Consider the following 13,767-nt stretch of genomic DNA (forward strand, 5'->3'; position numbering starts at 1 on the left):
AACGGATGGACGCGGGCGGCGCTACAGTGCCGCGTCGCCCCGATTCACCCCCGCCTCTCGAGGAGATGGCCCATGTGCGAAGTCTTCATCAGCGCCGATCCGCAAAGCTACGACGCGCGCACGCGCTCGGTGCGGCTGCACGGCGTGGTCACCAGCATCCGGCTCGAGAACCTGTTCTGGCAGGTGCTCGAAGAGATCGCGCAGCGCGACGGCATGGCCGTGGTGCAGCTCATCGAGCGGCTGTACGACGAGCTGGTGGCGGCGCGCGGCGAGGTCGGCAACTTCGCGTCGTTCCTGCGCGTGTGCGCGCTGCGCTACGAGGCGATGGTGGCGCAGGGGCGGATTCCGGCCGACACCTCGGTCGCGATCCGCTCGCTCGATGCGAACGCCGTGCTGCATGAACTGCCGCAGGGTTGGGGGCGACCTTCGCCTGCGCAGCCCGGCGAGGCCCGCGTGCACACGCTCCACGCCGCCGCGCGGCGGCATGCGTAGACGCCGCCCGGCGCACGAGATCACCAGCGCATCTTCACGCCGACGCTCGCATTGACCCCGCTCTTGATGCGCGAGTCGCCGCCGGAGCCCGACCACAGCTTGCCCAGCTCCACATACACGCTCGTGTTCTCGGCCACCTGCAGCGTGGCCCCCGCCGCCAGCTCGGTGCTGCTGCCGCCGGTGCGCGTCGCGATGTCGGTGAAGCCGGCCGGGCCGACGAAGCGGGTGACGTCGGTGCCGCGGCTGCTGCGGTGGAAATTGACCCGCACATAAGGCTGCAGCACCCCGGCGCTGGTGACGAACTCGCCCTTCACGCGCACGCCGGCGCGTGCCCGCCAGCCGTTGTGGCTGTTCTGCTGCACGAGCGCGCCGGAGATGCCCGTGTCGCCCAGGCTCACCCGCTGGTGCACCAATTGCACCTGCGGCTCGACGGTCCAGTTCTGCGCGATGGGAATCGACTGCCCCACCTCGATGGACGCCAGCAGGCTGTTGCCCTTGCCGCCCCGGGAGAAGCCCAGCGTGGGCCTGGCGGTGTAGCGGTGGCGCCCGGCCTGCAGCACGCCGTCGACGTACACGCCGCTGGCGTGCTTCCAGGTGGCATAGGCGCCCAGGTACTCGCTCTTCTGGTTGTTGGTGCCCACGCCGAGGTTCGCCAGGCCGCTGGCAAAGCCGTTCACGCGCATGTCGCCGTCGAGCTGGCCGACGTACACGCCCGCGTGCCAGTCGGGGTTGGCCCACAGGTCGGTGCCGGCCTGGAAGCCCGTGAGGCGCCCCTTGCTCGTGGGGCTCACGGTGCCGCCCTGCGCGATGGTGCGGTCGGTGCTGATGATGCGCCCCCACGCCTCGCGGTAGCCCTGCGTGGGCTTGGCCGGGTTTGCGCCCGCTACAAGGTCCTCGCCCATGCGCAGGCGCCTGTTGCCGAGCATCGCGAAGCTGGACTGGCGCAGCTGCTCGGGCAGCGCGGCGTACAGCGGCACTTCGGCGCGGTAGGTGGGCACGGCGAACACGGGCACGACGCCGGTGCCGCCAGTGCCCGAGCCGCCACCGCCGGCAGGCGGCGTGACGGGCGGGACAGGCGTCACGGGCGTCACGGGTGCAGCGGTCGAGCGCAGGTACCAGTTCTCGCCCGCGCCGGCCGCGTCGGCCGCATGCAGCCGGTACTCGTAGGCGCCCGCATCGACGTGCGTGCCGGCCAGCACGAACGCGCTCTTGGTGGTCTGCGCAGTGGTGGTCGCGCCGTTGAGGGCGCTGATCACTTCGATGCCGTTGCCGGTGGTGAGTGCGCCCAGGCCGCCCAGGTTGGTGATCTGCACATTCGTCGTGCCGCTGGCGACGGCGGTGGCGCCGCTCAGGATGAGCCGGTCGCTCGCGCTCGCGCTGCCGCCCAGCGCGGTGCCCAGCCGCAGCGTGCCGCCGTTGCCCACCCACGGGCCGTTGACGGTGAGCGTGGTGCCCGGCACCGCGCCCACCAGCGAGACGGTGCCGCTGTGGGCCATCGATGCGAGGGTCTGGCTGTTGCCGGCCAGGTCGAGCGTCGCGCCGGTGGCCACGGTGAAGGGACTCGCGCTGCTGAGCACGTTGGCCGCGCCCGCGCGCAGGGTGCCCGCCGCGACGTTGGTGGCGCCCGAGTGGGTGTCGGCACCGCTGAGCGTCAGCACGCCCGCGCCGATCTTCACCAGATCGCTGGCGCCGGAGATCGCGCCGGTCCACGTCAGGGCGTTCCCGTTGGTGTCGATGGTGCCCGTGCCGCCCAGCAGCAGGGCGTTGTTGACGCTGAGGCCGCCGGCGCCCGCGATGACGCTGGCGATGGCGCCCGCGCCGATCGAAATCGCGCCCGTCATCGACGAGCCGGTGTTCAGCGTGAGGCTGTTGGTGCCGCCCGTGAATGCGACCGCCGCAGCGCGCGTGACGCCGTCGCCGCCCAGGCCGCCCGAGATGGTTCCGCCATTGGTCAACGCGAGGTTCGCGCCCGTCACCCCGACGCCGCCCACGCCGTTGGCACCGCTCGGTCCGCCGTTGCTGTTGGCCCCGCCAGCGCCGCCCGCCCCACCGGCGATGGTGCCGGTGTTGGTGAGGGTTGCGCCCGCGCCGGTCGACGCGAGGCCCGCCCCGCCGTCGCCGCCGCCGCCCGGTGAACCGGTGCCGCCCGCACCGCCGCCGGCCGCACCGCCCGCGCCCCCCGCACCGCCCGTGATCGCGCCGGAGTTGTTGACGGTGACGGCGACACCCGCCAACGTCGCGCCGATGCCCCCTGCGCCGCCACCACCGCCCGAGGCGTTGGAACGGGCGGGCGCCAGTTCGGCCCCGCCGGCACCGCCCGCCCCGCCCGTGAGGGGGCCGGTGTTGGTGAAGCTGAGCCCCGGGTTGGTCGCGTTCAGGTAGAACCCGCCGCCCCCGCTGCCGCCGCCGCCGCCCTGCGAGAAGGCGTCGCCGCCCTTGCCGCCGGCGCCGCCCGTGGAAGATCCCGTGGCCGTGTAGCTGCCGAGCGGGCCGCTGAGGATCGAACCGTAGCCGCCCGCGCCGCCACCACCCGCTGCCCAGTACCCGTTGCCGCCCGCGCCACCGATGCCGCCGGTGTAGCTGTCGGACGAATTGGCCACGTTGTTGGCGATCGACATGCCCTGGAAGCCACCGCCGCCACCCCCGCCATAGCCGTTGCCGTTGGCCGCGTCACCGGTCTGCGCCTGGCCCGCGCCGCCGGCGTCGCCCTGGAACGCCCCGGGGCCGGTTGGTGTGCTGGCCGCGCCGGCCGCGCCGCCGGTGCCCGGCGTGGCACCGCCGAAGCCGCCGATGCTGGCGTTGGCCCCCGCCGTGACGCCGCCCGGCGTGGACGATCCGCCCGCGCCGCCGAAGGCATTGACCGTGGTGTCGTTGAGCCCGCCGCTGCCGCCCGTGCCGTCGCTGCCGCCCGTGCCCGCGTTCAGCGACGCGTCACCGACCGGCTGGCCACCCGCACCGCCGGCCGCGAGCACCGGCACGACGCAGACCCACAGCGCCGCCGTTGCCGCCGCTGCAGCCACCGCGCGCACGCCGCCCCCGCTGCACGATCGCGCGTGGCCACGCGCGATTTCCGGCGCGGCCACCCAGGTGCCGGCGGTGGGACTCCACAGGGTTCGGAAGATCTTGTTCATGACTCAACTCCCTCTTCGTTCACTGACTGAGCAGGTGGACCTCCGTGTGCAGCAGCAATGGCTTGCTCCTCCCCACGGCGACGATTTCGGATGTGCAAGTCAAAAATGTAAGAACGGGTGCCGGTTACGCGTATCCCTGCAAGGGGCTACCCTGAAACGGGAGCGACCGCCCCATGCGGGGCCACTCCGCCTCTGTCAGGCCCTTCGGTAGACGGTCTACCCTGTCGCGTATCTATACGTAACATGTGACTTTTGGACAGCACAATCTCTCGCCCTTGGCGCAGCGCCCAAAAGAAAAGGCACCCTCGCGGGTGCCTTGTTCGTTGCGGATGCGCCCGGGGCGCGCGCCGTCAGTCCAGCGACACGTTCGCCTTGCGGATCACGTCCGTGAAGCGCTTCGTCTCCGTCGCCACGAACTGGTCGAACTGCGGGCGCGTGGTCGGGAACGGCTCGTAGCCGAAGCTCTTGAACTTCTCCAGCACGTCGGGTTCGGCCAGGCCCTTCTCGATGTCGCGCTTGATCTTGTCGGTGACCGCGGCGGGCAGGCCCTTGGGCACGGCGATGGCGTTCCAGCCGATGACCTCGAAGCCCTTCGGGCCGCCCGATTCGCTCACGGTCGGCACGTCGGGGAAGGCGGCCACGCGCTGGGGCGCTGCGGCTGCCAGGAAGCGCAGCTTGTTGGCGCGCTGCAGCGGGCCGGCGGTGGCGCTGCTGCCCAGCGCAAAGGCCAGCTCGCCGGTGGCGACCGAGGTGTACAGCTGCGTGGTCTCCTTGTAGATCACGTGCTCCATCTGCGTGCCGGTGGCCGACTCGAACAGTTCCGAGCCCAGGTGCACCGGGTTGCCGACCGACCACGAGCCGTAGTCGAGCTTGCCGGGGTTGGCCTTGGCGTCGGCGATCAGGTCGCCCACGGTCTTGTACTTGCTGTTGGTCGCGACGGTGAAGAAGAAGTAGGTCTTGAACAGCGGCAGCAGCGCGTCGAAGTCCTTCGATGCGTCGTAGGGCAGCTTCTTGAACAGCGCCGGGTACGCGGCCAGGTGCACGTTGTCCAGAACGATGATGTCGTGGCCGTCTTTCGCACCCCGCTTGAAGGCGTCGATGGCGATGAAGCCGTTGCCGCCCGGGCGGTTCTCGACCACCACCGGCTGGCCCCAGGCGCGCGAGAGCTTGTCGGCCACGAGGCGAGCCACGCCGTCCGGACCACCACCGACCGGGAACGGCGTGATGATGCGCACGGGCTTGGTCGGGAAGGCCGCAGGCTGCTGTTGTGCCGAAGCGGTCAGCGGCAGCAGGCCGCCGGCGGTCAGGGCCAGCACGGCCGCTGCGATGGCGCGGCGCGAAAGCGACGAACGGAAGAAGGACATGAGGGAAGTCTCCGGTTTGATGAATCGTTGATGGGTGGGAAGCGGTGCGTCGCCGCTCAGTCGACCGACGCGCCCGAGGCCTTGACGATGCCGGCCCACAGCGCGCTTTCCTTCGCGATGAGCGCGGCGTAGTCGGCCGGCCCGCCGAGCAGCGGCACGGCGCCCTCCACGTCCAGGCGCGACTGGAACTCGGCGCCGCCCGCCACCTGCAGCATCTGCGCCGACAGCGTCTTCACGAACGCGTCGGACGTGCCGCGCGGCGCGAGGATGCCGTAGGTGAGCGTGCTCTCGAAGCCCGCGAGTTCGCGCAGGCCCGACTCGGCCACGGTGGGCACGTCGGGCAGCGACGGCAGGCGTTTGGCGCCCGTGACGGCAATGGCGCGCAGCCGCCCGCCCTTGACCAGCGCGAGCGCGGGCGGGATGACGCTGAACATCATCTGCACCTGGCCGCCCGCGAGGTCGGTGAGCGCGGGGTTGGTGCCCTTGTAGGGAATGTGATTGATCTTCGTACCGGTGCGCTGCGCGAAGAGCTCGCCCGTGAGGTGGCCGCCGGTGCCGCTACCGCTCGATGCGTAGTCGAGCAGGCCCGGGCGCACCTTGGCCTCCTTGACGAGGTCGGCCACGCTGCGCACCTTCGAGGCCGCAGGCACCACGAGCACGAGCGCGGACGAGGCGAACATGGCCACGGGCAGCAGGTCCTTGCGGGCGTCGAACTTCAGGCCCTTGTACAGCGCAGGGTTGATCGACACGGTGCCCGTGTGGCCCAGCAGCAGCGTGCTGCCGTCGGGCGTGCTGCGCACCACCTGCTCGGTGCCGAGGTTGCCGCCCGCGCCGGGCTTGTTGTCGACGATGACGCCGGACTTGCGCACCTCGCCCAGGCCCTTGGCCATCTGGCGCGCGAACACGTCGTTGCCGCCGCCGGCCGCGAAGGGCACGACGATGCGGATCGGCTTTGCATCGCTCTGCTGCGCATGCGCGGGCAGGCCCGCTGCGGCCAGCAGGCCCAGCAGCAGCTCGCGTCGGGCGAGCGCCATCAGACGCGTTCCAGGATCACGGCAATGCCTTGCCCCACGCCGATGCACATCGTGCACAGCGCGTAGCGGCCGCCACCCTTGTGCAACTGGTTCACCGCGGTGGTGGCCAGGCGTGCGCCGCTGGCGCCGAGCGGGTGGCCCAGGGCGATGGCGCCGCCGTTGATGTTCACGCGCGCGTCGTCGTCCTTCAGGCCCAGGAGGCGCAGCACGGCGAGGCCTTGTGCGGCGAAGGCTTCGTTGAGTTCGATGACGTCGATCTGGTCGAGCGTGAGGCCGGTGAGCGCCAGCACCTTCTGCGTGGCAGGCGCCGGGCCGATGCCCATGATGCGCGGCGCGACGCCGGCCGTGGCCATGCCGACCACGCGGGCGCGCGGCGTGAGGCCGTGCTTGGCGGCGCTGGCTTCATCGGCCAGCAGCAGCGCGCAGGCGCCGTCGTTCACGCCGCTGGCATTGCCGGCGGTGACGGTGCCGTCGGGACGCACGATGGGCTTGAGCTTGGCCAGCGCCTCCAGCGTGGTGTCACGCGGATGCTCGTCCTTGTTGACGATGAGGGCGTCGCCCTTCTTCTGCGGCACGCTCACGGGCACGATCTCGGCATCGAAGAAGCCGGACTTCTGCGAAGCGACGGCGCGCAGCTGCGAGTTGAGCGCCATCAGGTCTTGCGCTTCGCGCTCGATCTTGTAGTCAGTGGCGACGTTCTCGGCCGTCTCGGGCATCGAGTCGACGCCGTACTGCGCCTTCATGAGCTTGTTGACGAAGCGCCAGCCGATGGTGGTGTCGTACACCGCGTTGTTGCGGCTGAAGGCGCTCTCGGCCTTGGGCATGACGAAGGGCGCGCGGCTCATGCTCTCGACGCCGCCAGCGATCATGAGGCCGGCTTCACCGGCGCGGATGGCGCGCGCGGCGGTGCCCAGTGCATCGAGGCCCGAACCGCACAGGCGGTTGATGGTGCCGCCGCCCACTTCGATCGGCAGGCCCGCGAGCAGCGCCGACATGCGCGCGACGTTGCGGTTGTCTTCGCCGGCCTGGTTGGCGCAGCCGTAGAGCACGTCGCTCACGGCCTGCCAGTCGACGTTCTTGTTGCGCTCGATCAGTGCACGCAGGGGCACGGCGCCGAGGTCGTCGGTGCGCACGCTGCTGAGCGAACCGCCGTAGCGGCCGAAGGGGGTGCGGACGGCGTCGCAGATGAAGGCTTGATTGGTCATGTGATGTGTCTCTCTCTGATGACTTGGATGGGATCAGGCAGCGATCGGAAGGCCGACCAGCTTTTCGAGTTCTTCGCGGCTCAGGCCCTCGACGGTGTCGACGAGCTTCAGGCCCTGCGGCGTGCATTCGAGCGTGGCGAGGTCGGAGTAGACGCGCTTGACGCAGCCGATGCCGGTGAGCGGATAGGTGCACTGCTGCACCAGCTTGCTCGCGCCCTGCTTGGTGAGCAGATCCATCATGACCCACGTCTGCTTGGCGCCGATGGCCAGGTCCATCGCGCCGCCGACCGCGGGAATGGCGTCTTTCTCGCCGGTGTGCCAGTTGGCCAGGTCGCCGGTGGCCGACACCTGGAACGCGCCGAGCACGCAGATGTCGAGGTGGCCGCCGCGCATCATCGCGAAGCTGTCCGAATGGTGGAAGAACGAGCCGCCCGGCAGCAGCGTGACAGGCTGCTTGCCGGCGTTGATGAGGTCGTAGTCTTCTTCGCCGGCCTCGGGCGCGGGGCCCATGCCGAGGATGCCGTTCTCGCTTTGCAGGATGACCTCGCGGCCCTGCGGCAGGTGGTTGGCCACGAGCGTGGGCTGGCCGATGCCGAGGTTGACGACGGCGCCGTCGAAGATGTCTTGTGCGACGCGGGCTGCCAACTGGTCTTTGGTGCGACGGGTGTATGCCATGGTGGTCATGCTGCCTTCTTGAAGCCACCCGCTTGCGTGGCGACGCGTTCGATGCGCACCACCTGGTGCACGAAGATGCCCGGAGTCACGATGGTCTCGGGGTCGAGGGTGCCGAGCTCGGCGATGTCGTGCACGGTGGCGATGGTCTTCTTCGCGGCCATGGCCATCACCGGGCCGAAGTTGCGCGCGGCCTTGCGGTAGACCAGGTTGCCCCAGCGGTCGCCGCGCTCGGCTTTGATGAGCGCCACGTCGCCGTGGATGGGGTACTCGAGCACGTACTGCACGCCGTCGATCTCGCGGGTTTCGCGGTCGCCGGCGAGCTGCGTGCCGTAGCCCGTGGGGCAGAAGAAGGCGCCGATGCCGGCACCCGCCGCGCGGATGCGTTCGGCGAGGTTGCCCTGGGGCACGAGTTCGAGTTCGATCTTGCCGCTGCGGTACAGGCCGTCGAACACCTGGCTGTCGGCTTGGCGCGGAAAGCTGCAGATGATCTTGCGCACGCGCCCGGCCTTGAGCAGCGCCGCCAGGCCCGTCTCTCCGTTGCCTGCGTTGTTGTTGACGACCGTGAGGTCCTTGGCGCCCTGCTCGACGAGGCCGTCGATGAGTTCGCCTGGAATGCCGGCGGTGCCGAAACCGCCGATGAGCACCGTGGCGCCGTCTTGGATGCCTGCCAGGGCATCGGCGACCGAGCGCGCGATCTTGTTGATCATGAAGCCTGTCTCCGGGAGTGAAGGAAGAAACCGAACGGTGCGAACACCCTGCCGAATTCACGAACCCTCGCAAACCGCAATTTGTTCGCCTAAAGAACTTTTGTTCGTATAATGAATTTTAGAGAGGATCGCTCGCCATGGCAACCCACCCCGTTTCCGTCACTTCCACCGCCGACACGCCCGCCCCTGGCGACAGCTACGTGCAGTCTTTTGCGCGCGGCCTGCAGGTGATCCGCTCGTTCAGCGCGAGCGCGCCGCACCAGACCCTGAGCGAGGTGGCGGCCGGCAGCGGACTCACACGCGCGGGGGCGCGGCGCATTCTTCTCACGCTGCAGACGCTGGGCTATGTGGTGACCGACGGCAAGCTCTTCACGCTCACGCCGCGCATCCTCGACCTGGGCTTTGCCTACCTGTCGTCGATGCCGATCTGGAACCGCGCCGAACCCGTGATGGAGGCGCTGGTGCAGCAGGTGCAGGAATCGTGCTCGGCCGCCGTGCTCGACGCGACCGACATCGTCTATGTGCTGCGCGTGCCGACGCAGAAGATCATGCGCATCAGCCTGGGCGTGGGCTCGCGGCTGCCGGCGTACTGCACCTCGCTGGGCCGCCTGCTGCTGGCCGACCTGGACGACGACGAGGTGCGCGCGCGGCTCGAGGCCTCGAACCTCGAGGCGCTGACCAAGCACACCGTGACCGACATCGACGCGCTCATGGCCAAGGTGGCCCAGGCGCGCAAGCAGCAGTGGTGCCTGGTGAACCAGGAACTGGAAGAAGGCCTGATCTCCGTGGCCGCGCCCATCGTGAACCGGCAGGGCCGCATGGTGGCCGCGCTGAACATCAGCGGGCAGGCGAACCGCACGAGCGCGAAGGTGATGCAGGAGACGATGCTGCCGGCGCTGATCGATGCGGCGCGGCAGGTGTCTGCGCTGCTGTAGCCGCAGCGCGATCGCGCTGGCACTGGCTCAGGCCTCTGAGCGAATGCCCTTCATGAGGATCACGCCGCCCAGGCGCGTGGTGTCGGCGCGCATGCGCTTGGCCAGCGTGTCGGGCGAACCGGGCTGCGCCTGCCAACCGGTCTTGAGCAGCTCGCCGCTCACCTCGGGCGAACTGATCACCTCGACCAGCGCGGCGTTCAGCCGGGCCACGGCGGCCGGCTTCATGCTCGCGGGCGCGGCGAGCGCGGTCCAGATCTCGAGGTCGGCGCCACGCACGTCGGCGTCGCGGATCGTCGGCAGCTCGTTGACCAGCGGGCTGCGCTCGGGCGAGGTCACGCCGATGGCCTTGAGCTTGCCCGACTTCACGTGCGGCATCGCCAGCCCGGGCGGCAGCAGTGCCAACTGGATCTCGCCCGCGAGGATGCCGGCGATCACCTGCGGGTTGCCGGTGTAGGGCTTGTGCTGCGCGGTGATGGCCGCGCGGCTCTTGAGCAGTTCCATGCCCAGGTGGCCCACCGTGCCCACGCCCGGCGTGCCGTATTTGCCGGCGCTGCCCAGGTTGCGCACCCACAGCAGCAGGTCGGCTGCAGACTTACCCGTGGCGCTGCCCGACACCACCAGCACCAGCGGCGCGGTGCCGATCAGGCCGACGGGGGCGAAGTCTTTCTCGGGGTCGAAGTCGAGCGAGGGGTTCAGCAGCTTGGCGATCGTGAGGTTGCCGTTGATGAGCGCGCCGATCGTGTGGTCGTCCGTGGCCTTGGCCACTTCGGCGGCCACGAGGTTGCCGCTGGCGCCGGGCTTGTTCTCCACCGTCACCGGCTGGCGCAGGAGCTTCGAGAGCGGCTCCGCGATGGCGCGCGCCGCCAGGTCGGGCGAAGCGCCGGCCGGAAAGCCCACGAGGATGCGCACGGGCTTGGTTGGCCAGGCGGCATCGCCGCCTGCTGCGCGCTGGGCCCACGAGGCCGGCGTGAACAGCGAGGTGGCAATGGCTGCAGCGCCGCCTTCGAGCAGGCGGCGTTTGGTGATCTTCAAGACGGACTCCAGAGGGATGGAAAAATCAGGGTAAACACGTGCATTTTGCTTACGAGACGTTACATGATGATGCTGCAGCGCACAAGTTCGGCACAACTGTGAATAGGGCCATCGCAGGGCTCCGTCAGCTTGGTATCCAGAGGTGACGGGCGCATTTACAATGCCTGCCGCATTCCCCTTCCCCACCAACGAGGTCTTGTCCGCAATGCCCAAGAGCCCCCGGCCTCGCGCCCGCTTCAGCTTCTCCCCCACCGTGCGCGCCCTGTTCCTGGCCGTTGCGGCCTGCGGCGCCGCGCTTCCCGCGCTGGCCGCGACCGAGCACGAAGAGGTCGACCGCCTGATGCAGTCCGGCAAGCTCGACGAGGCCATGACCAGGGCCGAGGCCTTCCTCAAGGACAAGCCGCGCGATCCGCAGATGCGCTTCCTGAAAGGCGTGATCCAGCTCGACACCGGCAAGCGCGCCGAGGCCATCGCCGCCTTCACCCAGCTCACGCAGGATGCGCCCGAGCTGCCCGAGCCGTTCAACAACCTCGCCGTCATCTACGCGAGCCAGAACCAGTTCGACAAGGCCCGCAACGCCCTCGAAAGTGCCATTCGCACCAACCCCAGCTACGCCACCGCCCAGGAAAACCTCGGCGACGTGTACGCGCGGCTGGCCAGCCAGGCCTACAGCAAGGCGCTGCAGCTCGACCAGAACAACACCGCGGTGCAGCCCAAGCTGGCCGTGATCCGCACGCTCTTCACCGCCCCGCCGGCGGCTGGCTCCAAGGGCTCGACCCTCGTGGCCTCGGCCACGACGACGCCCGCACCGGCACCGGCTGCGAAGGCCCCTGCCCCTACCCCGGCGCCTGCGCCCGCACCAGTCGCCAAGGCACCTGCCCCGGCACCCGTGCCCGCGCCTGCGCCCGTAGCCAAGGCCCCGCCTGCGCCCGCGCCGGCCCCCGCCGCCGCGCCTGTCGCGCCGCCCGTCAAGGTGGCCGCAGCCCCCGCGCCGGTCGCAAAGACGCCTGAACCGGCACCGGCACCAGCGCCTGCTGCAGCCCCGGCTTCCAACGCCGAGATCGAATCCGTCGTGCGCGGCTGGGCCTCGGCCTGGGCCAGCCAGGACATGGACCGCTACCTCGCCGCCTACGGCAGCGACTTCGTGCCCGCCGGCGGCCAGAGCCGCAAGGCCTGGGAAGAAGACCGCCGCGCGCGCATCGTCGGCAAGTCCAGCATCAGCGTGAACCTCGAGAACCTCGCGATCAAGGTCGACGGACAGACCGCCACCGCCAAGTTCCGCCAGATCTACCGCGCCGACAACCTCAACATCGCGAGCCGTAAGACGCTCGAGCTGCAACGCTCCGGCAACCAGTGGCACATTCGCAAGGAAAGCGTCGGCGGCTAGTGGCAGACATCGTCCGGCACGGCCGGCTTCAGACCCTCCCGTTCCCGCTGCGGAGCGGGAAGCTGCTCGCGGCCTTGACGGCCGCTTCTGCGCTCCTGCTGGCCACGCCCGGCGCCGCGCTCGCAGCCAACAACAGCAACAGTTCCAGCAAGTCGGCCACCGCCAAGACCAGCGGCACCAAGGCCGCCAAGGCGGGCGGCAGCCGTGCGTCCGCCAAGGAAGCCAGGGGCGGCAAGGCCAGCAGCGGCGCCAGCAAGACGCAGCTGCAAGCCAAGGGCAAGCGGTCCGCCGTCGCGGCAGACAACGCCGGCGCCACGCGCCCGGCCCGCAAGACCGCCAGAACCGCCGCGCCGCTGCAGGAAGCCAGCGGCGCCGAGGCCCGCCTGATCGGCGTCTACGAACTGTTCGGTCGCGGCAAGACCCGCGAGGCGCTGGCCAAGGCCCAGACCCTCGTGCGCGACCACCCGAACTTCCAGCTCGCGCAGCTCGTGTACGGCGACTTGCTCGCAGCGCAGGTGCCGCCGTCGAACGCCATGCCCGACACCGCTGGCATCGCGCGCCTGCGCGGCAACCCGGCCATGGTCGAGCTGCACGAGGAATCGCGCCGCCGCCTGCAGGCCCTGCGCGAACGCCCGCCCGCCGGCACCGTGCCCTCGCAGTTCCTCACCCTCTCGACCCGCAGCCGCTTCGCCATTGCCGTCGACGCCTCGCGCTCGCGGCTGTACCTGTTCGAGAACTCCGACAAGGGCCTGAAGCTCGTTGCCGACTACTACATCTCCGTCGGCAAGTCGGGCACCGACAAGGCCGTCGAAGGCGACGCGCGCACCCCGCTGGGCGTGTACTACATCACCAGCAGCCTCGACCCGCGCTCGCTGAAAGACTTCTACGGCGCCGGCGCCCTGCCCATCAACTACCCCAACCCGTACGACGTGCGGCGCGGCAAGACCGGCAGCGGCATCTGGCTGCACGGCACCCCGCCCCAGCAGTTCGCGCGAGCGCCGCTGGCCAGCGACGGCTGCGTCGTCATGGCCAACCCCGACCTCAAGCAGCTGCTGCGCAAGGTCCAGATCGGCGCCACGCCGGTCGTCACCGCGCGCAGCCTGCAATGGATTTCGCAGCCGCAGGCCGAAAAAGAAACAAAGAAATTCGCCGATTCAATTGCCGCCTGGAAAGACGCGCGCGCCAGCGGCAATGAAGCGCAATTGAAAAAATTCTATTTGCCGGATTTCCAGCGCGCCAGCCGCAAGCCCGTCGATGCCGATGCGGTACTCCGCGACGAATTGACCTACGCACAAGGTAAACGAGTGCAAATCAAGGACACGTCGTACCTGCACTGGCGCGACACCGAGGACACCATGGTCGCCACCTTCGGCGAGGTGTTCGAGGGCGAGAAGAACGGCCGCACCCGCCGCCAGTACTGGCTGCGCCAGGGCGGCGAGTGGAAGCTCTTCCACGAAGAAATCCTCGGCTGAGCCCACATCACCGAAGGGGTCTCGGCCCCAAAAGTGTGATTTATTGCCCAAACGGAGCCACCTTGTCGAGTGTTACAAATTGCACTCCTAGGTACCGCGCTACGTAACACGTAACGGGCATGTTCCCGTAACGCTCAACGTCCGAACGTTCCCACGCCCGTAACGTGTTCCCCTCGTCCATGCAAGGCTGCATGCGGTTTACAGAGGGAAACGAACATCTCCAGACTGTGAATAAGTGACCTTTTCCGCCCCGTTGTGGGGGCCGAACGAGGCTGGCCGCCTTCCTGCTTTACCCCTCCGAGTAGCACATCTGGGACTCGATCCAGTGTGTTT

At 69.5% G+C, this 13,767-nt stretch carries 11 protein-coding genes; 4 read left to right on the plus strand and 7 right to left on the minus strand.

The features are described 5' to 3' along the window. Positions 1-72 precede the first annotated feature (72 nt). Positions 73-492, plus strand: a complete 420-nt coding sequence (locus tag VHAB30_RS27410; protein WP_070062657.1) for a ribbon-helix-helix domain-containing protein — start codon at positions 73-75, stop codon at positions 490-492. Positions 493-512: 20 nt separating this feature from the next. Here VHAB30_RS27410 and VHAB30_RS27415 read toward each other — a convergent pair whose 3' ends face one another. The 6 genes from VHAB30_RS27415 to VHAB30_RS27440 form a co-directional block, all read right to left on the minus strand. After that, the gene (locus VHAB30_RS27415; RefSeq protein WP_159279279.1) at positions 513-3,623 is read right to left on the minus strand and encodes an autotransporter outer membrane beta-barrel domain-containing protein; all 3,111 of its coding nucleotides are present in this window, start codon (positions 3,621-3,623) and stop codon (positions 513-515) included. A 350-nt stretch (positions 3,624-3,973) separates the two neighbouring features. Then, a complete protein-coding gene (locus VHAB30_RS27420) occupies positions 3,974-4,987 on the minus strand; it encodes a Bug family tripartite tricarboxylate transporter substrate binding protein (protein ID WP_159279280.1) in 1,014 nt (337 codons plus the stop codon). A 56-nt stretch (positions 4,988-5,043) separates the two neighbouring features. Beyond that, the gene (locus tag VHAB30_RS27425) at positions 5,044-6,021 is read right to left on the minus strand and encodes a Bug family tripartite tricarboxylate transporter substrate binding protein (RefSeq protein ID WP_159279281.1); all 978 of its coding nucleotides are present in this window, start codon (positions 6,019-6,021) and stop codon (positions 5,044-5,046) included. After that, complete coding sequence (pcaF, locus tag VHAB30_RS27430; protein ID WP_070062661.1) at positions 6,021-7,226, minus strand: 3-oxoadipyl-CoA thiolase; 1,206 nt, start codon at positions 7,224-7,226, stop codon at positions 6,021-6,023. The genes VHAB30_RS27425 and pcaF overlap by 1 nt, the downstream gene beginning before the upstream one ends. 33 nt (positions 7,227-7,259) lie before the next feature. Continuing rightward, positions 7,260-7,901 carry a 3-oxoacid CoA-transferase subunit B gene (locus VHAB30_RS27435; RefSeq protein WP_174250304.1) on the minus strand — a complete coding sequence of 214 codons (642 nt, stop codon included), beginning with the start codon at positions 7,899-7,901 and terminating at the stop codon, positions 7,260-7,262. 5 nt (positions 7,902-7,906) lie between these two features. Next, positions 7,907-8,608 (minus strand): 3-oxoacid CoA-transferase subunit A, encoded by a 702-nt coding sequence (locus VHAB30_RS27440; protein ID WP_159279283.1) that lies wholly within the window; start codon positions 8,606-8,608, stop codon positions 7,907-7,909. A gap of 137 nt (positions 8,609-8,745) precedes the next feature. Between VHAB30_RS27440 and VHAB30_RS27445 the strand changes: the two genes are divergently transcribed. Beyond that, on the plus strand, positions 8,746-9,543 hold the full coding sequence (locus VHAB30_RS27445) for an IclR family transcriptional regulator domain-containing protein (RefSeq protein WP_159279284.1): 798 nt from the start codon (positions 8,746-8,748) through the stop codon (positions 9,541-9,543). Positions 9,544-9,570: 27 nt separating this feature from the next. On the opposite strand, the gene VHAB30_RS27450 is transcribed toward VHAB30_RS27445, so the two are convergent. Further along, positions 9,571-10,575: a Bug family tripartite tricarboxylate transporter substrate binding protein gene (locus VHAB30_RS27450; protein ID WP_159279285.1), complete on the minus strand. Its 1,005-nt coding sequence runs from the start codon at positions 10,573-10,575 to the stop codon at positions 9,571-9,573. Positions 10,576-10,780: 205 nt separating this feature from the next. Between VHAB30_RS27450 and VHAB30_RS27455 the strand changes: the two genes are divergently transcribed. Next, positions 10,781-11,962, plus strand: coding sequence for a nuclear transport factor 2 family protein (locus VHAB30_RS27455; RefSeq protein ID WP_159279286.1), 1,182 nt, complete (start codon positions 10,781-10,783; stop codon positions 11,960-11,962). Continuing rightward, positions 11,962-13,434 (plus strand): L,D-transpeptidase family protein, encoded by a 1,473-nt coding sequence (locus tag VHAB30_RS27460; RefSeq protein WP_390904060.1) that lies wholly within the window; start codon positions 11,962-11,964, stop codon positions 13,432-13,434. The genes VHAB30_RS27455 and VHAB30_RS27460 overlap by 1 nt, the downstream gene beginning before the upstream one ends. Positions 13,435-13,767 lie beyond the last annotated feature (333 nt).

Source organism: Variovorax boronicumulans (assembly GCF_009811375.1).
Taxonomy (GTDB): domain Bacteria; phylum Pseudomonadota; class Gammaproteobacteria; order Burkholderiales; family Burkholderiaceae_C; genus Variovorax; species Variovorax boronicumulans.

Excerpts from the sequence above, each read along its gene's own strand:
- VHAB30_RS27410 (WP_070062657.1), top strand. The coding sequence starts at position 73 with ATGTGCGAAGTCTTCATCAGCGCCGATCCGCAAAGCTACGACGCGCGC.
- VHAB30_RS27415 (WP_159279279.1), bottom strand. The coding sequence starts at position 3,623 with ATGAACAAGATCTTCCGAACCCTGTGGAGTCCCACCGCCGGCACCTGG.
- VHAB30_RS27420 (WP_159279280.1), bottom strand. The coding sequence starts at position 4,987 with ATGTCCTTCTTCCGTTCGTCGCTTTCGCGCCGCGCCATCGCAGCGGCC.
- VHAB30_RS27425 (WP_159279281.1), bottom strand. The coding sequence starts at position 6,021 with ATGGCGCTCGCCCGACGCGAGCTGCTGCTGGGCCTGCTGGCCGCAGCG.
- pcaF (WP_070062661.1), bottom strand. The coding sequence starts at position 7,226 with ATGACCAATCAAGCCTTCATCTGCGACGCCGTCCGCACCCCCTTCGGC.
- VHAB30_RS27435 (WP_174250304.1), bottom strand. The coding sequence starts at position 7,901 with ATGGCATACACCCGTCGCACCAAAGACCAGTTGGCAGCCCGCGTCGCA.
- VHAB30_RS27440 (WP_159279283.1), bottom strand. The coding sequence starts at position 8,608 with ATGATCAACAAGATCGCGCGCTCGGTCGCCGATGCCCTGGCAGGCATC.
- VHAB30_RS27445 (WP_159279284.1), top strand. The coding sequence starts at position 8,746 with ATGGCAACCCACCCCGTTTCCGTCACTTCCACCGCCGACACGCCCGCC.
- VHAB30_RS27455 (WP_159279286.1), top strand. The coding sequence starts at position 10,781 with ATGCCCAAGAGCCCCCGGCCTCGCGCCCGCTTCAGCTTCTCCCCCACC.